Below are 21,062 nucleotides of genomic sequence, written 5' to 3' on the forward strand. Positions count from 1 at the left end.
TCATGCCCGACGGTGCCCGGCGCGGCCTATTCCACGCCGACGAGATCTCGCCCGCTGACCTCGCGAAGCAGATCGCCACACTGGACCAGCAGTCCGGGCTGCCCGGCATTCCGCGGCTGCGGGCTTGGACGATCGCGGCGCTCGGTCTGCGGTCCGGTGAGAAGGTGCTCGACATCGGTTCCGGTACCGGTGAACTGGCCCGCCTGCTCGCCGAAACCGTCGGTGCGGACGGGGAAGTGACCGGCATCGACCCGAATCCCGGCATGCGCGCGGAAGCGGAGCGGCGGGCGCCCCGTGCGACGTTCGTCGACGGCAACGCCTACGCACTGCCGTTCGACGACGGGTCTCTGGACGCCGTCACCTGCGAGCGCGTGTTCCAGCACCTCGACCACCCCGAGAAGGTGACCGCGGAGATCGCGCGGGTACTGCGGCCCGGCGGGCGCGTCGTGGTCACCGACGTCGACTGGGCTACGGCGATCCTCCATCCCGGTGAGCCCGACATCGTGCGTGTGATGACGGAGTCGATGCGCTGCGGTGTGGTGAACCCGTTCGCCGCGCGCGGACTGCCCGGCCAGCTCGCCGGCGCGGGCCTCACCGTGGACGACACCGGCTCGCAGGCGCTCATCCAGTCCCCCGACGCGGCGACCGGGCCGATGGTGCGGATGCTCTGCCGGATGGCCGTCGACCGTGGCGTGATCGGCGCCGAGGACTGCGAGCGGTTCCTCGCCGACCTGGCGGCAGGCGCGGAGAACGGGAACTTCCACATGTCGGTGACCATGTTCGCAGTCCTGGCACACCGATGAGCGCCGTCATCCTGAGCGGGGCCAACCCCGGTGTGCGGCTCACCGACGGCGGCGTTGTCACGGCGTTCGCGTCCGTGTGGGCCGTGGACTGGTCGATCCGCGGCGCTGGCACGGCGCTGGTCCTGTGGCACGACGACGAGGTGCGCGCCGTGGGCGGCGACCCCGGTCTGGCGGAGTGGCTCGCGCGGTACTTCGTGCGGCACTTCCCCGAGGTCGACGGGCTGCCGTGGCCCGCACCGGCGGTGGCGACGGCACCGGTGACCGTCCACCTGGACCTGGCGACCGGCCTGGTCGCCCGTGGCGGCGGCATCGAGGTGACCATGTCGGACGTGCTCGGGCGGCGCACGTTCGCCACCGACGGCTTCGTGCTCGACGGCGTTCCACACTCTCTGCAACTGCTGCTGGCGCCGGTCGCGGACGCGTCGATCACCGTCGACGGGCAGCGCGTGCCGGGGCAGGTCACCGTCGGCGGCACCGAGCACCGGCCGTCGTCCTCGGCTTTTCTCGCCACGGCGGAGGTCTGGTCGGTCTGAGCGGCTACCGTGTCGCCCCATGAATGTGCTGACCGTCGATCACCCGCTCGCCAAGTCGCGGTTGACCGTCATGCGGGACGCCCGCACGGACAACGCCGTGTTCCGCGCCGCCCTGCACGAGCTGACCGTCATGCTGATCTACGAGGCGCTGCGGGACGCGCCGGTGCGGACGGAGCGCATCCACACGCCGGTCGCCCGTACCGAGGGCTACTGGCTCGCGAACCCGCCGCTCCTGGTGCCGGTGCTGCGGGCCGGTCTCGGCATGGCCGACCAGGCGCACAAGCTGATCCCCGAGGCGCAGATGGGGTTCGTCGGCCTGGCACGCAACGAGGAGACGCTCGAGCCGACCCCGTACATGGAGTCGCTGCCCGCGGACCTCGCCGGCCGCCCGGTGTTCGTGCTCGACCCGATGCTCGCGACCGGCGGCTCGATGGAGTACACGATCCGGCTGCTGACCGACCGCGGCGCCACCGACGTCACGGCCGTGTGCGCGCTGGCCGCGCCGGAGGGCATCAAGCACCTGTCCGAGGCGAAGCTGCCGGTCCGGCTGGTCACGGCGAGTATCGACGAGCGGCTCAACGACTCCGGCTACATCGTGCCGGGGCTCGGGGACGCCGGGGACCGGCAGTACGGCGCGGTCTAGGACGATTTGGTATCACGGTGGTACCGTCGAAAGCATGGCGATGACTCTGCGGCTGACGGACGAGGAGAACGCCCACCTCGCCCAGCTGGCCGAAGCCGAGGGGCGGTCGAAGCAGGAGATACTGCGGCTGGCGCTCGCCGACCGCTGGGCTCGCCTGCAGAAGGAACAGCAGTTGGGTGAGGTTCTGAGTCGCGTGCTACCGCGCTACAAGGGCCTGCTGGAGCGCATCGGAACCACCTAAAATTGTCGGTGGTGTCTGACATGATCCTGGCGTGATCATGTACTTGGACGCCAGTGACCTGCTCGTGCTGGCCGCTGCCGTCACCGGTGGTGATCTGGTCGTGCGTGACCTCGGACTGCTCGACGCCGCCGCGCACCGCCCCCGTGCCACCGTGCTGGGGGTGCAGGCGTACGAGACGTTGTGGCTCAAGGCAGCCGCCCTGCTCGACTCGATCGTGTGCACTCGTCCGCTGGTCGAGGGCAACTGGCGCCTCGGCTGGGTCGCGGCGGTGACCCTCTGCGACATGAACGGCTGGTGGATCGACGCGGACGAGGACGAGGCGCTCGACCTGGTCCGTGAGGTCGGCCGCGGGAACGTCGGCGTCGCGGACATGGCGCAGCGCCTCGAGGAGTGGGCTCACCCGAAGGAGAGCGACTTATGAGCTTGACCTGGAGTGCACTCCAGCTCTTACGGTCGAAGCCGTGACTTATGCGATCGCCGAGGCGGCCCACCGCAGTGGGTTGTCGATCGACACACTCCGTTACTACGAGCGCATCCAGCTGATCGAACCGCCCGCCCGTGACTCCGGCGGCCGCCGCGCCTACACCGACGACGACCTGGTGTGGCTGGGATTCCTGACGAAGCTGCGCATGACCGGCATGCCGATCAGGATGATGCGCGAGTACGCCAAGCTGCGGCACCAGGGCGTGTCCAGCGCGGGGCGGCGCAAGCAGATCCTGGTCGAGCAGCGGACCGAGGTGCTCAGCCGGATCGCCGAGCTGAACTCGTGCCTGGACGTGCTGAACTACAAGATCGCCAACTACGAGAACTGCGAGCGCGCGGTCGTGACCGAACCGCAGGCGGCATCGGCCTAGCCGGTCACGTCAGGCCTGCCGCGACCGTGGCACCCAGTTCCCAGCACGCCTCCAGGTCGGCCTTGCTCGGCTCGCCGGTGACGCTGACGACCGGCGCGACCTTCTCCCAGCCGAGCCCGGTGGTGACCGACTCGATGCCGCGGACGGCGCCGGTCGTGTCGTTGTTGCCGTGCACGTAGAGGCCGAAGGGGCGGCCGCGGCTGGCGTCGAGGATCGGGTAGTAGGCGAGGTCGAAGAACACCTTGAGGGCGCCGGACATCATGCCGAGGTTCGCGGGTGTGCCGAGGAGGTAGCCGTCGGCCTCGAGCGCGTCGGTGACGGTCGCCGCGAGCGCGGGCCTGCGGACGACCTCGACGCCCTCGATCTCGTCGGTCGTCGCCCCGGCCACCACCGCCTCGAACATGGCCTGCACCGACGGCGACGGCGTGTGGTGGACGATCAACAACCTGGCCATGACGGCAACCTACGCCTTCAGCAGGGCCGTCACCTCGTCGCGCAGTGTGGCCAGCCTGGTGGTCGCCTGGGTGCGGGCGTCCGCGAGTGAGCCGGTCACCGGGGTGACGACCTCCAGGTACGCCTTCACCTTCGGCTCCGTGCCCGACGGGCGGACCACCACGCGCAGGCCCTCACCACGGAGGCGGACGATGTCGGGGGCCGGGCCGTCCTCGTGCACCGCCACGCCGCACAGCCGTTCCGGTGGCGTCGAACGCAGGCCCGCCACAAGCCGCGGCATCGCCGAGATGTCCGCGAACCGCAACGAGATCTGGTCCGTCAGGTGTACCCCGTGGGCCGTGTAGAGGTCGTCCAGGACGTCCAGCAGTGTCCGGCCAGAAGCCTTCAGAGTGGCGGCCATGTCGCAGGCCACTACCGCTGCCGAGATGCCGTCCTTGTCACGTACGTGGTCCGGGTCCACGGCCAGACCCAGCGCCTCTTCGTACGCGAACACCAGCCCGTCGCCCGCGCGCATCAGCCATTTGAAGCCGGTGAGGGTCTCCGCGTGCCTCGCACCGTGGGCCGCCGCCACGTGGGACAGCATCGACGACGACACGATCGTCGAGGCCACCAACGGGTCTGGGCGGTCCACTGTAGACAACACGTGGGCGCCGAGCAGGACGCCGGTCTCGTCGCCGCGCAGCATGCGCCAGCCGTCCTTGTCGCGGACACCCAGGGCACAGCGGTCCGCGTCCGGGTCCAGCGCGATCGCCAGGTCGGCGTCCACTTCGGACGCGAAGGCCAGCAGGAGGTCCGCGGCGCCGGGCTCCTCCGGGTTGGGGAACGTGACCGTCGGGAAGTCGGGGTCCGGCGCGGCCTGCGGTTCGACCAGCCGCACGTCCGGGAAACCCGCTTCCCGCAACGCCTCCAGCGCGGTCTCGCCGCCCACGCCGTGCATCGGGGTCAGGACCACGCGCAGGTCGCGGAACAGGCCTCGGGGCAGCGTGGCGATCCGGGCGACGTAGCCGGAGACGTCGGCGAGGGGCACGGCGCCGGGAGCGGTCGGCACGGACACCGCCGGGGGCGCGTCGCGGATGCCCGTCTCGATCAGCGAGTCGTCCGGCGGCACGATCTGCGCGCCGTCGTCCGTGTAGACCTTGTAGCCGTTGTCGGCGGGCGGGTTGTGCGACGCGGTGATCTGGATCCCCGCGACCGCACCGAGAGAACGGACGTGGAACGCCGTCATGGGCGTCGGCAGCGGGCCGGGCATCGTGCGCACCACGAACCCCGCCGCCGTGAGCACCGACGCCGCCGCCTCCGCGAACTCCGCCGAGCCGTGCCGGGCGTCGCGGCCGACGATCACCGTGCCGCCCGTGTGCCCCTTGTGCGTCAACCACGCGGCGACGCCGTACGTGGCGCGCAGGACGACCGCCTTGTTCATGCCGTTGGAACCCGCACGCACCGGACCGCGCAGACCCGCGGTGCCGAACGCGAGGGTGCCGTTCATGCGGTCCGCCAGCTCGTCGACCGCCGACTGGTCACCGCCCATCGCGCGGGCGGCGACCTGCTGCAGTTCCGCGCGGGTCGCGGGGTCGGGGTCGTCGGCGATCCAGTGGAACGCGCGGTCGCGCAGCTCCGACCGCAGACTCATGAACGCTCCACCAGCGACTTCAGCAGCGCACCCATCCGGGTGGCCGACGCGCGACCCGCCTCGAGGACCTCCTCGTGGTTCAGCGGTTCGCCCGTCACCCCCGCGGCGAGGTTCGTCACCAGCGACAGCCCGAACACCTCGACGCCGGCGGCGCGCGCGGCGATGGCCTCCAGGACGGTCGACATGCCGACCAGGTCCGCACCCATCGTGCGCAGCATGCGGATCTCGGCGGGTGTCTCGAAGTGCGGGCCGGGCAGGCCCGCGTACACGCCCTCGACGAGCGTGGGGTCGATCTCCCGCGCGATCGCGCGCAGGCGCGGCGAGTACAGGTCGGTCAGGTCCACGAACTGGGCGCCGGCCAGCGGCGACATGGCCGTCAGGTTCAGGTGGTCGCTGATCAGGACCGGCTGGCCGATCTCGACGCCGTCCCGCAGGCAGCCCGCCGCGTTGGTGAGGATCACCGTGCGGCACCCCGCCGCGGCGGCGGTGCGCACGCCGTGCGCCACGGGGCCGACGCCGCGGCCCTCGTACAGGTGGGTGCGGCCGAGCAGGATCAGCACGCGCTTGTCGCCGACACGCAGCGAGCGGAGCGTGCCACCGTGGCCGAGCACGGTCGGGGCGGCGAAGCCGGGCAGGTCGCCGATGGAGATCTCGGCGTCGGGGGCGCCGAGCACGTCGGCGGCGGGTCGCCAGCCGGAGCCGAGCACGACCGCGACGTCATGGGTGTCGACGCCGGTGAGCTTGGCGAGCGCCGCGGCTGCGTCGGCGGAGTGGTCCTGGATGTCGGTCACCCGGGGAGGATACGACCACTCAGCCGGTGACCTGGAAGTCCCTGGCGATGCGGTCGAACAGCTCGCGACCGGAGTCCTCCTGCTCGACCGGGACGGTCATCGACACGACCCACAGGTCACCGGCGTAGGGCAACAGGTGCGCGAAGGTGCTGCGGTTGAGGTCCTGGGCGTTCTGGTCGCCGGGTGCCAGGTCCTTGGCGCTGGTGATGGTGCGGTAGTGCAGTGCCTGCGCCATCTCGGGCGAACGGCCGAGGCCGGGGATCTCCTGCATGTCGACCGGTTCGATGAGGATGTCCGGGGCGCTGTCGACCAGGTGGTCGACGTACTCGGGGATCACGTGGTCGGGGTAGAAGCCGACGATGCGCTCGACGGTCAGCAGCTCGGCGCCGTTGGGTGACACGTAGTAGAAGCGGGTGCTGCTGGGCAGGTCGTCGCCGCTGACCTCCTCGGTGAACTCGACCCAGTTGCTGGGCACGGGGAGCTGGAACCCGCCGCCCTGCGCGGGCGTGGTGCTGGCGGCGTTGCCGGTCCTGACCTTGAGCGCGCCCGCGTCGTCCTCGGCGGGGACGGTGACCGGAGGGCTGGTGGTGCGGGTGGGCGGCATGATCGACTCGCCGCCGACGTAACGGGAGAGCGCGAAGCCGCCTGCCGCGGCGCCGAAGAAGAACAGGACGGAGAAGAACGCGACGAGCGCGGTGGCGACGGCGCCGCGTTCGCGGGGGACGCGTTCTCGGACGGTGACGTCGAAGGGCAGCGGTCCGGGCGCCGCGGCGAGCGAGGGTGTGGCCGCGGTGTCGGTGTCGGTCTCGACGTCGGCCCCGGCGAGAGCGGCCTCCGCGCCCCCGTCGTCGGCCTCGCGCGCGTTGCCCAACCCCCACCCGTTCCCAGGGGCGTCCCGCCGTGCCAGTCTACCAGCGGGGGGTGACGATTCCTCGTTGTTACCGGCCGGTTGTGGATTACTCACCGGTTGTGGATTGTCGGCCGCCTCCTTGAGGGCGGCCAGGTCCTCGTCGGTCAGCAGCGGGGTGCTCGGCGGCGGCAGGAGCGGGTGCAGGCGGTTGCGCATCTCCCGCAGCGAGATCCGCTCCTCCGGTTCCTTCACCATCAGCGCGGCCACGATCTCGCCGAGCGGCCCCTCGGCCGACGGGCGGGGCACGTCGCCGTGCACGACCTGGTTGACGGTCTCCAACACGGCCCCGTCCGCGTCGTACGGGGGCCTGCCCTCGATCACCGCGAACAGCGTCGCGCCCAGGCCCCACAGGTCGGCGGCGGGCGTCACCTCACGGCCCGCGGCGACCTCCGGGGAGATGTACGCCGGTGAGCCGAGCATGATGCCCGTGCTCGTGAGCGTCGCCTCCGAGACGTTGCGGGCGATGCCGAAGTCGGTCAGCTTCACCTGGCCGTCCACGCCGATGAGCACGTTGCCCGGCTTGACGTCGCGGTGCGTGATGCCCGCCTGGTGCGCGGCGGCGAGCCCGGCCGCCACCGCGTCCGCGATCGCCGCGGCCTTCTGTTCGGGCAGCGGGCCCAGGACGTTGATCAACGTCGCGAGGCTGTGCGCGAGCAGGTACTCGGTCACGACGAACGGCTCGCCGCCCTCGCGGGCCACGTCGTGCAGCGTGATGACGTTCGGGTGCGACAGCGCCGCGATCGCACGCGCTTCCCGCAGCGTGCGTTCGCGCAGCTCGGCGGCCTGCTCGTCGGGCACACCGGGCGGGAGGAGGACCTCCTTCACCGACACGGTGCGGTGGAGGAACTCGTCGTACGCCTCCCACACGGTGCCCATGGCGCCCTGGCCGAGCTGCCGGCGCAACCGGTAGCGCCCGGCGACGACCCGCTCCCCAGTGCTGGACACGCACGACATTGTGCCCGCCATCACCAGCTCCCCGGCGATCAGCCTCACACTCGCGCGCCATGGCGCTCACCTGACTGGTCAGTAACATTGATGGGTATGACCTCGGCGGACCAGCTGCGGCTGGCATCGGAGTTCGACACGGCGACCAAGGACCGGTGGCGGGCCATGGTCGACAAGGTTTTGCGCAGGTCAGGCGTGGACGTCGACAGCCACGACGGCGCCGTCGAGGACCTGCTCGCGAGCCCCACCTACGACGGCTTCGCGATCCAGCCCCTCTACACCGCGGACGACACGGCCCCCGACGCCGGGTTCCCCGGGCTCCCCCCGTTCACCAGAGGCAGCAGTCCCGTCGGACCGGTCCGCGGCGCGGTCGCCATCGGCTGGGACGTCCGCCAGCGCCACGCCCACCCGGACGTCGACACCACCCGCCGCGCGGTGCTCGCCGACCTGGAGAACGGTGTCGCGTCGCTGTGGCTCGTCGTCGGCGAGGCCGGGCTGCCCGTCGACGCCCTGCCGGACGTGCTCGCCGACGTGTACGTCGACCTCGCCCCGGTCACCCTCGACGCGGGCGCCGACTTCGTGGCCGCCGCCGACGCGCTCCTGGCCGTGCACGGAGACAAGACGACTGAAAAGGGCGTGCGGCCGGGCGAGGTGCTCGGCAACCTCGGCGCCGACCCGATCGGCCACCGCGCCCGCACCGGCACCCCCGCCGACCTCGACGCCGCCGCCGCGCTCGCGACACGAGTCGCCGAGCGGTACGTGAACCTGCGGTCAGTGGTCGTCGACGCCTTGCCGTACCACGAAGCGGGCTCCTCCGACGGCCAGGAGCTGGGCTACGCGCTCGCGACCGCCGTCGCCTACCTACGGGCGCTGACCGACGCTGGGCTGCCCGTCGACCGGGCCGTGCGGCAGCTGGAGTTCCGGTTCGCCGCCACCGCCGACCAGTTCGGCACGATCGCGAAGCTGCGGGCCGCGCGCCGGATGTGGGCGCGGGTCGCGGAGGTCTGCGGCGCGCCGCAGGCCGCCGTGCCGATTCACGCGGTGACCTCGTCGACGATGATGACCCGCCGCGACCCGTGGAACAACATGCTGCGCACGACCCTCGCCTGCTTCGCCGCCGGTGTCGGCGGCGCGGACGCGGTCACCGTGCAGCCCTTCGACGCGGCCATCGGCCTGCCGGACGCGTTCGCGCGCCGCATCGCCCGCAACACCCAGTCGATCCTGCTGGAGGAGTCGCGGGCCGCCGGGGTGATCGACCCGGCGGGTGGCTCCTGGTACGTCGAGCGGCACACCGACGAGCTGGCGCACGCGGGCTGGTCCGTCTTCCAGGAGGTCGAGAAGGCGGGCGGTATCGCCGCGGCCCTCGACTCCGGCCTGGTCGAGGAGCGGATCGCGGCCGTCCGCGCGGCCAGGACCGCGCGGCTCGACGCGGGTGACGAGGCGATCACCGGCGTGACCGTCTTCCCGAACAAGGACGAGAAACCGCTGCTCCGCGAACCGGAACCCGCCGTCCCCTCCGGAGGCCTGCCGAGGGTGCGGTACGCGGAACCGTTCGAGGCGGCACTGGAGGCGAAGCCGTGACCATCCCCGACTTCTCCGAGATCGCTCTGGGCGAGCCGGACACCGGTGCCGCCGCCGACTGGCAGGCGGCCGTGCAGGACGCCACCGGCAAGGGCACGGACGCACTGGTGTGGGAGACGCCGGAAGGCATCGGCGTGAAGCCCCTGTACACCCGTGAAGACACCGACGGGCTCGACTTCTTGTCGACCTACCCGGGCATCGTGCCGTACCTGCGCGGGCCGTACCCGACGATGTACGTCAACCAGCCGTGGACCATCCGCCAGTACGCCGGGTTCTCCACCGCCGAGGAGTCGAACGCGTTCTACCGCCGCAACATCGCGGCCGGTCAGAAGGGCCTGTCCGTCGCGTTCGACCTGGCCACGCACCGCGGCTACGACTCCGACCACCCGCGCGTCGCCGGTGACGTCGGCATGGCGGGCGTCGCGATCGACTCCATCTACGACATGCGGCAGCTGTTCGACGGCATCCCGCTCGACAAGATGTCCGTGTCGATGACCATGAACGGCGCCGTGCTGCCGATCCTCGCGCTCTACGTGGTCGCGGCGGAGGAACAGGGCGTGGCGCAGGAACAGCTCACGGGGACCATCCAGAACGACATCCTCAAGGAGTTCATGGTTCGCAACACCTACATCTACCCGCCGCAGCCGTCGATGCGGATCATCTCCGACATCTTCGCGCACACGTCGGCGCACATGCCGAAGTTCAACTCGATCTCGATCTCCGGCTACCACATGCAGGAGGCGGGCGCGACGGCCGACCTGGAGCTGGCGTACACGCTGGCCGACGGCGTCGAGTACATCCGCGCGGGCGTCGACGCGGGGCTGTCCGTGGACGCGTTCGCGCCGCGCCTGTCGTTCTTCTGGGCCATCGGCATGAACTTCTTCATGGAGGTCGCCAAGCTGCGGGCCGCGCGGCTGCTGTGGGCGAAGCTCGTGAAGCAGTTCGAGCCGACGTCCGACAAGTCGCTGTCGCTGCGCACGCACTGCCAGACCTCCGGCTGGTCGCTGACCGCGCAGGACGTCTACAACAACGTGATCCGCACGTGCGTCGAGGCTATGGCCGCGACACAGGGCCACACGCAGTCGCTGCACACCAACGCGCTCGACGAGGCGCTCGCCCTGCCGACCGACTTCTCCGCCCGCATCGCGCGGAACACGCAGTTGTTGCTGCAGAAGGAGTCCGGTACCACCCGTGTCATCGACCCGTGGGGCGGCAGCGCGTTCGTCGAACGGCTCACCCACGAACTGGCCATCAAGGCGTGGGGCCACATCCAGGAGGTCGAGTCCGCGGGCGGCATGGCACGCGCGATCGACGCGGGCATCCCGAAGCTGCGCATCGAGGAGGCGGCCGCGCGGACGCAGGCACGCATCGACTCCGGCCGCCAGCCGGTGATCGGGGTGAACAAGTACCGCGTCGACGTCGACGAGCACATCGACGTGCTGAAGGTGGACAACGCGCAGGTCCGCGCGCAGCAGATCGAGAAGCTGCGGCGGCTGCGGGAGGAACGCGACCAGTCCGCTGTGGACCGTGCGCTGGACGCGCTGACGGCGGCCGCCGACCGCGACGGCAACCTGCTCGCGCTCGCCATCGACGCGGCGCGCGCGAAGGCGACCGTCGGCGAGATCTCCGAGGCGCTCGGCAAGGTGTGGGGACGGCACTCGGCGCAGATCCGTACGATCTCCGGCGTCTACTCCGAGGAGGTCGGCGCTGTGTCCAATGTGGAGGAAGCGCGCCGCGTCGTGGACGAGTTCGCCGAGGCGGAGGGCCGCCGCCCGCGCATCCTCGTAGCGAAGATGGGGCAGGACGGCCACGACCGCGGCCAGAAGGTGATCGCGACCGCGTTCGCCGACCTCGGCTTCGACGTCGACGTGGGCCCGCTGTTCCAGACCCCCGCGGAGGTGGCGCGCCAGGCCGTCGAGGCGGACGTGCACATCGTGGGCGTCAACTCGCTCGCCGCGGGCCACCTGACGCTGGTGCCCGCGCTGCGCGACGAGCTGGCGGCGCTGGGCCGCGACGACATCATCATCGTCGTCGGGGGTGTGATCCCGCCGCAGGACCACGACGAGCTGTACTCGTCCGGCGCGACCGCGATCTTCGGGCCCGGCACGGTGATCGCCGAGGCGGCCACCGACCTGCTGCGGAAGCTCATCGATGCCGCGGGACATTGACGTAGCGGCCTACGCCAAGGGTGTGCTCGCGGGTGACCGCGGCACGCTGTCCAGGGCGATCACGCTGGTCGAGTCGCGGCGGCCCGACCACCGGGCCCTGGCTCAGCGGCTGCTGGTCGAGCTGCTGCCGCACTCCGGTGGCGCGCACCGGGTCGGCATCACCGGGGTGCCGGGGGCGGGCAAGTCGACGTTCATCGACGCGCTCGGCACCCGGCTGACCGGCGCCGGTCACCGGGTCGCGGTGCTGGCGGTGGACCCGTCGTCGACCCGCACCGGCGGCTCGATCCTGGGCGACAAGACCCGGATGGCGCGGCTGTCGGCCGATCCGTCGGCGTTCATCCGCCCGTCGCCGACGTCCGGCACGCTCGGCGGGGTCACCCGGGCGACCCGCGAGACGATCGTGCTGATGGAGGCCGCCGGCCACGACGTGGTGCTCGTGGAGACCGTCGGGGTCGGCCAGTCGGAGATCTCGGTCGCCAACATGGTCGACTGCTTCCTGCTGCTCACCCTCGCACGCACCGGCGACCAGCTACAGGGCATCAAGAAGGGTGTTCTGGAGCTGGCGGACGTGATCGCGGTGAACAAGGCCGACGGCGACCACGAGATGCCCGCACGCAAGGCGGCACGCGAGCTGTCGGGAGCGCTGCGGCTGCTGCAGGCGTCGCCGGACGGGTGGACCCCGCCCGTGCTGACGTGCAGCGGCATGACCGGCGCCGGGCTCGACACCCTGTGGGAGCAGGTGAAACGCCACCACGCCACGTTGTCGGAGTCGGGCGCGCTGGAGGAGAAGCGCAAGCGGCAGCAGGTCGACTGGACGTGGACGATGGTGAAGGACACCCTGCTGACCCGGCTGTCCGAACACCCGGGCGTGCGTGCGCTCGCGCCGTCGCTGGAACAGCAGGTCGCCGACGGCACGCTCACCCCCACGCTCGCCGCCGAACGCATCCTGAAGGAGCTCGCGAACTGACCTCGCTCGAGACTCTGCTGTCCGACCTGCGCGGGAGGGCCGACGCCCGGTCGTACTACGCCGAGGTGGACGGCTGGGTCGACGAGGTGGCGCGCCTGGAGGAGCTGGGGCACGCGTTGCTCGCCGAGTTCCCGCACCTGACCGGCCTTTTCGACCGCGTGGAGCAGCTGCTGGCCGGCACTCCGGGCGCCGACCGGGCAGCGGCGGTGGTCCGCCTGGCCCGTGCGCTGCCGCCGAAACGGGTGCGGCGGACGGCGGCGCTGCTCGCGGCCGGACAGCCCGCTCGGGCGCTGCTGGCGATGGACCTGCCGCTGGAGCTGGGCGCGTGCGTGGTGCACGAGCTGGTCCTGCGCGGTGAGCCGGTGCCCGCCGGGTGGCGGTCACGGCTGGCCGGGCACCCGCTCGGCGCGTTGCCGCTCGAACCGCTGCCCGGGGAACGGGCGGCGCCGCGTGCGCGGACAGCGCTGATCACGGCGGCCGGTGTGGTGCCGTCCGCGACCCGCAGGACCACGCCCGGAGACGCCACGGCGGCCGTCACCACCTGGCTGACCGAGTCGAACGGGCGCGCCGAGGCGGCGGTGTTCACGCTGGGCGCACCGCTGGCGGCGGCCGACGTCGGCATCCGGACGGTCGAGTCGCTCGGGCTGGAGTGCCTCGCGGGCAACGGGCTCGCGTTGCGGGCCGCGACTCTGTCCGGCGTGGTGCCGCTGCTGTTCGGCGCGGCCGCGAACGGCGGTGCGTACGACCACGGGCAGGGCGGCGCGTACGGCAGGCTCGCGGCGTGGCGATCGGTGAAAGCGCTGGCAGACGGGGTTGCCGAGGGCTGTGCGTGGTGGACGTTCGATGCCGCGAACGACTGGTTCCGGCGACGGGAGTGGGACCTCGGCGTGCTGTGCCTGCGGGCTGGTGGGCGTGGTCTCGCGGTGCTCGCCGCGACCGACGAGGACTGACGATCCGGCATCTGTACCCACACGGCCGCTGATCGACTGTGCACCTTGTCGATAGGCTTGCCACATGCGCAGCGCCGTTCGACTACTCGTCGTGACCCTCGTGGGGCTCGTTGTGGCGCTGCTTCCGGTGCACGCGGTCGCGGACTCCTACCCCTCCGACCGCGAGTACGGGCTCGTCGCCGGGCAACAGCCGACGCCGCCCCCGACCGGGCCGTCCACCGCGCCGAGCGCGCCGACCGTGGAGCTCGACCCCGCCGAGACGGAGGCGGACCGGGCGGAGTCGCGACGCAAGATCGTCATGGGCGTGGCGTCGGTAGTGCTGATCGGTGCCGTGATCTGGGGCCGCAGCATCCGGCGGAAGAAAGCCAAGAAGTAGCGTCGGCCGCTGGCCGACTGTGATCGTTTAGCGAGGCTGAAGCCGCCGCACCGTTCGGCGCTTCGGTGGTACCGGCAATCGGTAGACCAGGAAACCTCGTGCGATCCACCACCGCGGATGGTGCAGGATTGACCACATCATGAATCACTCACGGGACCTTGGGAGGATCGCGTGACAGTGCTCGACTCGCGATCCGACATGCCCAGGGACGGCGGCCCAGCGGCTGCCGCGAACGGGGCCGGCGTGCTGATCACCGGCGAGGGCGTCAGTATGCCCAGTGTGGATGACATCGGAGCCGGACGAGGGCCGGCATGGCTCGACGACTGGCTGACGCTGAACGCGCCGGACGTACTCGCCTGGTACCGGCACATCCACGCCAACCCCGAACTGTCCAGGCGCGAGTACACCACGACCGAGATGGTCGCGGGCCTGCTGTCCTCGGCCGGTCTCCAGCCGAAGGTCTTCGACAGCGGCACCGGCCTGATCTGCGACATCGGTGAGGGTGACCGCTGCGTCGCCCTCCGCGCCGACATGGACGCGCTGCCGCTCACCGAGCTCACCGGCCTGCCGTTCGCGTCGACCGTGCCCGGCGCCGCACACGCCTGCGGCCACGACGGGCACACGTCCATGCTGCTCGGCGCCGGTCTCGCCCTCGCGTCCGCCCCCGAACTGCCCGGCCGCGTCCGACTCGTGTTCCAGCACGCCGAGGAGGTCATGCCCGGCGGTGCGCTCGACGTCATCGCCGCCGGTGGCCTCGAAGGCGTGGACGCGATCTTCGGCCTGCACTGCGACCCCCGGCTGCGCGTCGGCAGCGTCGGCACCCGGGTCGGCGCCATCACCTCGGCCACCGACCTGCTCGAGCTGCGCCTGACGTCGCCGGGTGGCCACACGTCCCGCCCGCACCTGACGGCGGACCTCGTGCACGCGCTCGGCACCGTGATCACCGGGCTGCCCGCGCTGCTGTCCCGCCGCATCGACCCCCGCTCGGGGACGGTGCTGGTGTGGGGTGCCGTCCACGCTGGTGAGGCGCCCAACGCCGTGCCGCAGGACGGTGTGCTGCGCGGCACGCTGCGCACCGGTGACCACGAGGTGTGGGCCGACCTGGAACCGCTGGTGGCGGGCCTGGTGCAGTCGCTGCTGGCGCCCACCGGGGTCGGCTTCGAGCTGGAGCACCGGCGTGGCGTGCCACCGGTCGTGAACGACGTCGAGTCCGAGGCCGTGCTCCGGGCCGGGGTCGAGGCCGCGCTGGGTGAGCAGGCCGTCACCGGGACGAAGCAGTCGTCCGGTGGCGAGGACTTCGGGTGGTACCTCGAGAACGTGCCCGGGTCGTTCGCCCGGCTCGGCGTCTGGTCCGGTGAGGGCACGCAGCCCGACCTGCACCAGCCGACGTTCAAGCTGGACGAGCGCGCCCTGCTGGTCGGGGTCCGCGTGCTGACGCACACCGCCCTGGCCGCCCTGGCCTGACCGAACGCACTGAAGGACCCCTTCGTCACGTTCAGCGTGAGGAAGGGGTCCTTCAGTGCGTCAGCCGCGGATCGTCTCCAGCACCAGCGACGTTCGAGCCACCGGCTCGTCGCCGATCTCGTACGCGCCGTCCAACGACGCCAGCGCACCGTCCACCGCGTCCGGGGTGTCCGTGTGCAGCTCCAGCAGCGGCTCGCCCGCCGTCACGCGGTCGCCCGGTTTCGCGTGGCAGACGATGCCCGCCGCCGCCTGGACCGGGTCTTCCTTCCGCGCCCGCCCCGCGCCGAGGCGCCACGCCGCCACCCCGACGCCCAGCGCGTCGAGCCTGGTCAGGACCCCGTCCCGGGGCGCGGTGACCACGTGCACGTGCTTCGGCGCCGGCAGGTCGGCTGACGGGTCACCGCCCTGGGCCGCGATCATCCGCTCCCACGTCTCGTAGGCGGCCCCCGACGCCAGCACCCGCGCCGGGTCCGCAGACACCCCGGCCAGCGACAGCATCTCCGACGCCAGCGCGACCGTCAGCTCCACCAGGTCCGACGGCCCGCCGCCGCGCAGCACCTCGACGGCCTCCGCGACCTCGACCGCGTTGCCGACCGCGCGGCCGAGCGGCACCGACATGTCCGTCAGCAGCGCCGACACCTTCTGCCCGTGGGCGGTCCCGATCGCCACCAGGGCCGACGCCAGCTCACGCGCGTCGTCGAGCGACCGCATGAACGCGCCCGAGCCGACCTTTACGTCCAGCACCAGCGCGCCGGCGCCCTCCGCGATCTTCTTCGACATGATCGACGACGCGATCAGCGGCACGCACTCGACCGTCCCCGTCACGTCCCGCAGCGCGTACAGCTTGCGGTCCGCCGGGGCCAGGCCCTCCGTGGGCGCGCAGACGACCGCGCCGACCGACGACAGCTGCGCCCGGATCTCCTCGGTGGACAGCTGCGCCCGCCAGCCCGGGATCGACTCCAGCTTGTCCAGCGTGCCGCCCGTGTGCCCGAGGCCCCGGCCCGACAGCTGCGGCACCGCGACCCCGCAGGTCGCGACCAGCGGGGCCAGCGGCAACGTGATCTTGTCGCCGACACCGCCGGTCGAGTGCTTGTCGACCGTCGGAACCGGCCACGACAACCGCTCACCCGAGTCGATCATCGCCTGGGTCCAGCGGGACGTCTCCTCGAACGTCATGCCGTTCAGGAACACCGCCATGGCCAGTGCCGACATCTGCTCGTCGGCGACCTCGCCCCTGGTGTACGCGTCGATCACCCAGTCGATCTGGGCGTCCGACAGGACACCGCCGTCGCGCTTGGTCCTGATGACGTCGACTGCCGTGTGGTTCACCGTGTCACGGTAGATCAGCCGGCCCGAACGCGTGCGGCAGCACCGACGACATCGGCAGCGGGCCGTCCGGGGTGTCCATGAGGCAGTCCGGGCCGCCGAACTCGTACAGGATCTGCCTGCACCGGCCGCACGGCATCAGCAGGTCACCCGTACCGGAACGGCACGCCACCGCGACGAACCGGCCGCCGCCGGTCAGCCGCAGCTGCCCGGCCATCGTGCACTCGGCGCACAGGCCGACGCCGTAGGAGGCGTTCTCGACGTTGCAGCCGGTCACGACCCGGCCGTCGTCGCACACCGCCGCCGCGCCGACCTGCAGGCCGGAGTACGGGCAGTACGCGGCCTGTGCCGCCGCCACGGCGGCGGCCCGCAACGTCTCCCAGTCGATCCCGGTCACGTCAGTCCCCCTCGCCGCGCCGATAAGGAACACCATCGGCGGCAGGTGGCCGCAGTCGTTGCGCGGCCAGGGCCAGCACCACCAGCGTGATGATGTGCGGTGTGTACGGCAGGAACTCCGTCGGCAGCTCGTCCGTCGCGTAGTACAGCGCGTACACGCCCACCGCGCCCACGGCGGCGAGGCCCGCCGTCGTCCACTTGCGGCGGAACAGCTGCCAGATCACCAGCAGCCCGGCGCAGATCACCGCCGCGTACAGCAGCGCGTGCACCGTCTCCGGCCCCGACGACAGCCGCAGGCCGTCCGCGTAGCCGAACAGGCCCGCGCCGGCGAGCGTGCCACCCGGCCGCCAGTTGCCGAAGATCATCGCGGCGAGGCCGATGAAGCCGCGGTTCGCGGTCTGGCCCTCCGAGTAGATCGACGGGCTCGAGCCGAGCACCAGCGCGGCACCACCGATGCCCGCCAGCGCTCCCGAGGCGATGACCGCGATGTACTTGTGCAGGTAGACGTTCACCCCGAGCGACTCGGCGGCCACCGGGTTCTCGCCGCACGACCGCAGCCGCAGGCCGAACCGGCTGTGCCACAGCACCAGGTAGGTCGCGAACACCAGCAGGATCCCGATGATCAGCATCGGCGACACGCGCGTCACCAGTCCGCGCAGCAGACCCGCGACGTCGGAGATCACCGCGCGCTGCTCCGCCTCCAGCTCGCCGAGCCAGTCGGACAGGCCCGGGGCGGAGAACGTGTCGAACCGCTCGATCGGCGGCGAGTCACGCGGGTTGTCCGACAGCGGCTGGAAGATCAGCGTCGACAGGTACTTCGCGACCCCGGCGCCGAGCAGGTTGATCGCCACACCGGACACGATGTGGTTGACGCCGAACGACACCGTCGCGATCGCGTGCAGCGCGCCACCGAGCGCGCCGAAGAACGCCCCGAACAGCACCGACCCGTACGGGCCGAGCCCCAGGACACCGGCCCACGCCGCGCCCCAGGTGCCGAGGATCATCATGCCCTCGAGACCGATGTTGATCATGCCGGAGCGTTCGGCCCAGATGCCGCCGAGACCGCACAGGAGGATCGGGAGCCCCAGCGTGACCGTGTTCTGCATCGTCGACGACGACGTCAGCGCGGGCTCGCCGGTCAGGTAGGAGGTGGTGGCGAGCACGCCGACCACCGCGACGACGCCGAGCGCGAAGATCGCCCACCCGGGCAGCACCCGCTTGCGCGGGGGCGGCGTCATCGTCATGCCCGCGGGCGTCGAGGGCTGCACTTCGACCATACTCATTTCGCAGCGCCCTCCTCGGTCGGCGCGATCGCGGCACCCGTGGCCTGGCCGACGCGCCGCTGCTCGGCGGCCAGCTCCATGCGCTTCACGATCTCGTACGCGACCACCACGGACAGCACGATCGTGCCCTGCATGATCGTCGCGATCTCCCTCGGCACCCCGACGTTGTCGAGCGCGCCCTTCGCCTTCTCCAGGAACGCCCACAGCAGCGAGCCGAACGCGATGCCCACCGGGTGGTTGCGCCCGAGCAGCGCGATGCCGATGCCCGCGAAGCCGTAGCCGGACGCGAAGTTCAGCGTGTAGGCGTGGTCGCGGCCCAGGATCTCGGGCATGCCGACCAGACCCGCGACGGCACCCGACACCAGCAGCGACACCACGATCATCTTCTTGGCGTTCACGCCACCGGCCGCGGCGGCGGTCGGCGAGAGACCGGACGCCTTCAGCTCGAAGCCGAACCGGGTCCGGTTCATCACCACGCCGTAGACGGCGGCCGCCGCGCCCGCGAGCAGCACCAGCCCGAAGATCGTGCCGCGATCCCCCAGGTCGATGCCGGGCACCTGGCCGGACTCGGCGATCGGCTCGGTCGACACGTTGTTGCCGACCAGGATGCCGAACTGGTCGCGGCGGATCAGGTACGCGGCCAGACCGAACGCGATCGCGTTCATCATGATCGTGGAGAGCACCTCGTGCACGCCGCGCGTGACCTTCAGGATCGCGGGCAGTGCCGCCCATGCGGCGCCCGCGACGGCCGCGACCAGCAGGATCATCAGCCAGTGCAGCACCGGCGGCAACACGAGCGCGCCACCGACGATCGCCGCGACCAGCGCACCGACCCGGTACTGGCCCTCGATACCGATGTTCAGCAGGTTCATGTGGAACCCGATGGCGGCGGCCAGTGCGGCCAGCATGTAGATGGCCGTCGAGTTGACGATGTTGACCGCGACCTGGCCCTTCCCGACGTGGCCGATCATCACGCCGAGCGCCTCCGCCGGGTTCGCCCCCGAGGCGAGCAGCGCGACCGCGCAGAGCACCGCGGAGAAGACGACGGCGAGGACGGGCGCCAGCAGCGACGAACGCAGCCGGGCGATCATGGGTTACCTCCAGTCTCCGTCACCAGCACGCCCGAGGAGTCCACGACACCGGCGCCGGTCATGGCGGACCCGAGGTCCTCCGGCGTGACGGTCGCGGGGTCGGCGTCGGCGACGAACTTGCCGCGCAGCATGACCTTGATCGAGTCGGACAGACCGATCAGCTCGTCGAGGTCGGCCGACACGAGCAGCACGGCGAGGCCCGCGGCGCGGGCGTTGCGGATGTGGTCCCAGATCGCGGCCTGCGCGCCGACGTCGACGCCGCGGGTCGGGTGGGAGGCGATCAGCAGCACCGGGTCGCCGGACAGCTCACGGCCGATCACGAGCTTCTGCTGGTTGCCACCGGACAGCGAGGCCGCGGTGACCTCGATGCTGGGGGTGCGGACGTCGAAGTCCTCGACGATCCGCTTCGTGTCCCGGCGGGCGCCCGTGATGTCGAGGAACGCGCCGTTCGACGTGGGCTTGCGGGTCTGGTAGCCGAGGATGCGGTTCTTCCACAGCGGCTCGGTGAGCAGCAGGCCGTGGCGGGTGCGGTCCTCGGGGATGTAGCCGATGCCCGCTTCACGGCGGGCCAGCGTGCCGGCACGGGTGAGGTTCCTGCCGTTCAGTGACACCCGGCCGGACGCGGCCTTGCGGATGCCCATGAGGGCCTCCACCAGCTCGGTCTGGCCGTTGCCCTCGACGCCCGCGATGCCGAGCACCTCGCCGGAGCGGACCACGAGGTCCAGGTTGTCGAGGATGCGGCGGCCGTCCGGGGTCTCCAGCACGAGGCCGTCGACCCGCAGGACCTCCTTGTCGGTGACCGTGGAGGTCCGGGTCTCGGGGCTCGGCAGCTCGGAGCCGACCATCATCTCGGCGAGCTGGCGGGAGCTGACCGTCTTCGGGTCGACCGTGCCGACGGTGGTGCCGCGGCGGATCACCGTGATCGAGTCGGCGATCGCGCGGACCTCGTCGAGCTTGTGGGAGATGAAGAGGAACGTGTAGCCGTCCGCCTGCATGGTCCGCAGCGTGTCGAACAGCTCGTCGACCTCCTGGGGGACGAGCACGGCGGTCGGCTCGTCGAGGATGACGATCCGCGCGCCGCGGTAGAGCACCTTGAGGATCTCCACGCGCTGCCGGTCGGCCACGCCGAGCCGCTCGACCAGCGTCGACGGGTCCTGTTCGAGGCCGACCGAGCCGGCCAGCTCACGCACCCGCGCCCGCGCGCGCCTGCCGATCCCGAACATGTTCTCGGCGCCGAGCACCACGTTCTCGAGCACGGTCAGGTTGTCGGCCAGCATGAAGTGCTGGTGCACCATCCCGATGCCCGCCGCGATCGCGTCCGACGGGGACTTGAAGCGGACCTGCTCGCCGTTCACCTCGATGGTGCCCTCGTCCGGGGGCTGCATCCCGTACAGGATCTTCATCAGGGTGGACTTGCCCGCGCCGTTCTCGCCGCACAGGGCGTGCACTTCGCCCGCTCTCACGGTCAGGCTGACGTCGCTGTTGGCGACGACACCCGGGAAGCGCTTGGTGATGCCGGCGAGCACGACGGCGGGCACGGGTCGCGCGTCCGTGTCGGTCGCCGCGTCGACCTCGGTGTCGGTCATGGAGACCCTTCCTCACAGGAAAGACCCGTGGGTGCGCGGCTGGTTCGCCACACACCCACGGGCGTCACACG

The 21,062-nt window shown here is 71.5% G+C and carries 21 protein-coding genes; 12 read left to right on the top strand and 9 right to left on the bottom strand.

The genetic code is table 11. The annotated features are described in order from the left end of the window. Positions 1 to 2: 2 nt before the first annotated feature. Genes ACIBVP_RS38470 through ACIBVP_RS38495 form a run of 6 tightly spaced genes read left to right on the top strand, consistent with a single transcriptional unit; the run spans position 3 to position 3,074 of the window. The gene (locus tag ACIBVP_RS38470; protein WP_396111423.1) at positions 3 to 803 is read left to right on the top strand and encodes a methyltransferase domain-containing protein; all 801 of its coding nucleotides are present in this window, start codon (positions 3 to 5) and stop codon (positions 801 to 803) included. Further along, positions 800 to 1,336, top strand: coding sequence for a hypothetical protein (locus ACIBVP_RS38475; RefSeq protein ID WP_396111424.1), 537 nt, complete (start codon positions 800 to 802; stop codon positions 1,334 to 1,336). The genes ACIBVP_RS38470 and ACIBVP_RS38475 overlap by 4 nt, the downstream gene beginning before the upstream one ends. Before the next feature lie 19 nt (positions 1,337 to 1,355). Beyond that, entirely contained in the window at positions 1,356 to 1,979 is a 624-nt protein-coding gene (upp, locus tag ACIBVP_RS38480) for a uracil phosphoribosyltransferase (protein WP_396111425.1), read from the top strand. Positions 1,980 to 2,013: 34 nt separating this feature from the next. Further along, positions 2,014 to 2,220, top strand: coding sequence for a ribbon-helix-helix protein, CopG family (locus tag ACIBVP_RS38485; RefSeq protein ID WP_396111426.1), 207 nt, complete (start codon positions 2,014 to 2,016; stop codon positions 2,218 to 2,220). Positions 2,221 to 2,251: 31 nt separating this feature from the next. Further along, positions 2,252 to 2,641, top strand: a complete 390-nt coding sequence (locus tag ACIBVP_RS38490; RefSeq protein ID WP_396111428.1) for a type II toxin-antitoxin system death-on-curing family toxin — start codon at positions 2,252 to 2,254, stop codon at positions 2,639 to 2,641. Positions 2,642 to 2,681: 40 nt separating this feature from the next. Next, positions 2,682 to 3,074, top strand: a complete 393-nt coding sequence (locus ACIBVP_RS38495) for a MerR family transcriptional regulator (protein WP_396111429.1) — start codon at positions 2,682 to 2,684, stop codon at positions 3,072 to 3,074. 4 nt (positions 3,075 to 3,078) lie between these two features. On the opposite strand, the gene ACIBVP_RS38500 is transcribed toward ACIBVP_RS38495, so the two are convergent. The 4 genes from ACIBVP_RS38500 to ACIBVP_RS38515 are packed head-to-tail and all read right to left on the bottom strand — an operon-like array spanning position 3,079 to position 7,812. Further along, entirely contained in the window at positions 3,079 to 3,528 is a 450-nt protein-coding gene (locus ACIBVP_RS38500; protein ID WP_396111430.1) for a flavodoxin family protein, read from the bottom strand. A 9-nt stretch (positions 3,529 to 3,537) separates the two neighbouring features. Further along, a complete protein-coding gene (locus ACIBVP_RS38505) occupies positions 3,538 to 5,157 on the bottom strand; it encodes a phospho-sugar mutase (protein WP_396111431.1) in 1,620 nt (539 codons plus the stop codon). Continuing rightward, positions 5,154 to 5,948, bottom strand: a complete 795-nt coding sequence (locus tag ACIBVP_RS38510; RefSeq protein WP_396111432.1) for a purine-nucleoside phosphorylase — start codon at positions 5,946 to 5,948, stop codon at positions 5,154 to 5,156. The genes ACIBVP_RS38505 and ACIBVP_RS38510 overlap by 4 nt, the downstream gene beginning before the upstream one ends. A 19-nt stretch (positions 5,949 to 5,967) precedes the next feature. Beyond that, positions 5,968 to 7,812 (bottom strand): serine/threonine-protein kinase, encoded by a 1,845-nt coding sequence (locus ACIBVP_RS38515; protein ID WP_396111557.1) that lies wholly within the window; start codon positions 7,810 to 7,812, stop codon positions 5,968 to 5,970. Positions 7,813 to 7,899: 87 nt separating this feature from the next. On the opposite strand from ACIBVP_RS38515, the gene ACIBVP_RS38520 reads away from it, so the two are divergent. The 6 genes from ACIBVP_RS38520 to ACIBVP_RS38545 all read left to right on the top strand — a co-directional run bounded on the left by ACIBVP_RS38520 (position 7,900) and on the right by ACIBVP_RS38545 (position 15,309). Beyond that, positions 7,900 to 9,384, top strand: a complete 1,485-nt coding sequence (locus ACIBVP_RS38520) for a methylmalonyl-CoA mutase subunit beta (RefSeq protein WP_396111433.1) — start codon at positions 7,900 to 7,902, stop codon at positions 9,382 to 9,384. Beyond that, positions 9,381 to 11,552: a methylmalonyl-CoA mutase gene (scpA, locus tag ACIBVP_RS38525; RefSeq protein ID WP_396111434.1), complete on the top strand. Its 2,172-nt coding sequence runs from the start codon at positions 9,381 to 9,383 to the stop codon at positions 11,550 to 11,552. Before ACIBVP_RS38520 ends, scpA begins: the two co-directional genes overlap by 4 nt. Beyond that, positions 11,536 to 12,519 carry a methylmalonyl Co-A mutase-associated GTPase MeaB gene (gene meaB / locus ACIBVP_RS38530; RefSeq protein WP_396111435.1) on the top strand — a complete coding sequence of 328 codons (984 nt, stop codon included), beginning with the start codon at positions 11,536 to 11,538 and terminating at the stop codon, positions 12,517 to 12,519. The genes scpA and meaB overlap by 17 nt, the downstream gene beginning before the upstream one ends. A gap of 65 nt (positions 12,520 to 12,584) precedes the next feature. After that, entirely contained in the window at positions 12,585 to 13,469 is an 885-nt protein-coding gene (locus ACIBVP_RS38535) for a DUF6183 family protein (RefSeq protein ID WP_396111436.1), read from the top strand. Between the two features lie 64 nt (positions 13,470 to 13,533). Then, positions 13,534 to 13,845, top strand: a complete 312-nt coding sequence (locus ACIBVP_RS38540; RefSeq protein ID WP_396111437.1) for a hypothetical protein — start codon at positions 13,534 to 13,536, stop codon at positions 13,843 to 13,845. 171 nt (positions 13,846 to 14,016) lie between these two features. Beyond that, a complete protein-coding gene (locus tag ACIBVP_RS38545; protein ID WP_396111438.1) occupies positions 14,017 to 15,309 on the top strand; it encodes a M20 family metallopeptidase in 1,293 nt (430 codons plus the stop codon). Between the two features lie 60 nt (positions 15,310 to 15,369). Here ACIBVP_RS38545 and ACIBVP_RS38550 read toward each other — a convergent pair whose 3' ends face one another. From ACIBVP_RS38550 to ACIBVP_RS38570, 5 genes are read right to left on the bottom strand one after another with little or no spacing between them, the layout of a single operon-like run. After that, positions 15,370 to 16,638: a thymidine phosphorylase gene (locus ACIBVP_RS38550; protein WP_396111439.1), complete on the bottom strand. Its 1,269-nt coding sequence runs from the start codon at positions 16,636 to 16,638 to the stop codon at positions 15,370 to 15,372. 4 nt (positions 16,639 to 16,642) lie between these two features. Then, a complete protein-coding gene (locus ACIBVP_RS38555; RefSeq protein WP_396111441.1) occupies positions 16,643 to 17,032 on the bottom strand; it encodes a cytidine deaminase in 390 nt (129 codons plus the stop codon). A gap of 1 nt (position 17,033) precedes the next feature. Then, a complete protein-coding gene (locus ACIBVP_RS38560; protein ID WP_396111442.1) occupies positions 17,034 to 18,314 on the bottom strand; it encodes an ABC transporter permease in 1,281 nt (426 codons plus the stop codon). Further along, a complete protein-coding gene (locus ACIBVP_RS38565; RefSeq protein WP_396111558.1) occupies positions 18,311 to 19,402 on the bottom strand; it encodes an ABC transporter permease in 1,092 nt (363 codons plus the stop codon). The genes ACIBVP_RS38560 and ACIBVP_RS38565 overlap by 4 nt, the downstream gene beginning before the upstream one ends. Continuing rightward, positions 19,402 to 20,991 (bottom strand): ABC transporter ATP-binding protein, encoded by a 1,590-nt coding sequence (locus tag ACIBVP_RS38570; RefSeq protein ID WP_396111443.1) that lies wholly within the window; start codon positions 20,989 to 20,991, stop codon positions 19,402 to 19,404. The genes ACIBVP_RS38565 and ACIBVP_RS38570 overlap by 1 nt, the downstream gene beginning before the upstream one ends. Positions 20,992 to 21,062: the final 71 nt, after the last annotated feature.

It is taken from the genome of Actinophytocola sp. NPDC049390 (genome assembly GCF_044466355.1).
In the GTDB taxonomy this organism is placed as follows: Bacteria; Actinomycetota; Actinomycetes; order Mycobacteriales; family Pseudonocardiaceae; genus Actinophytocola.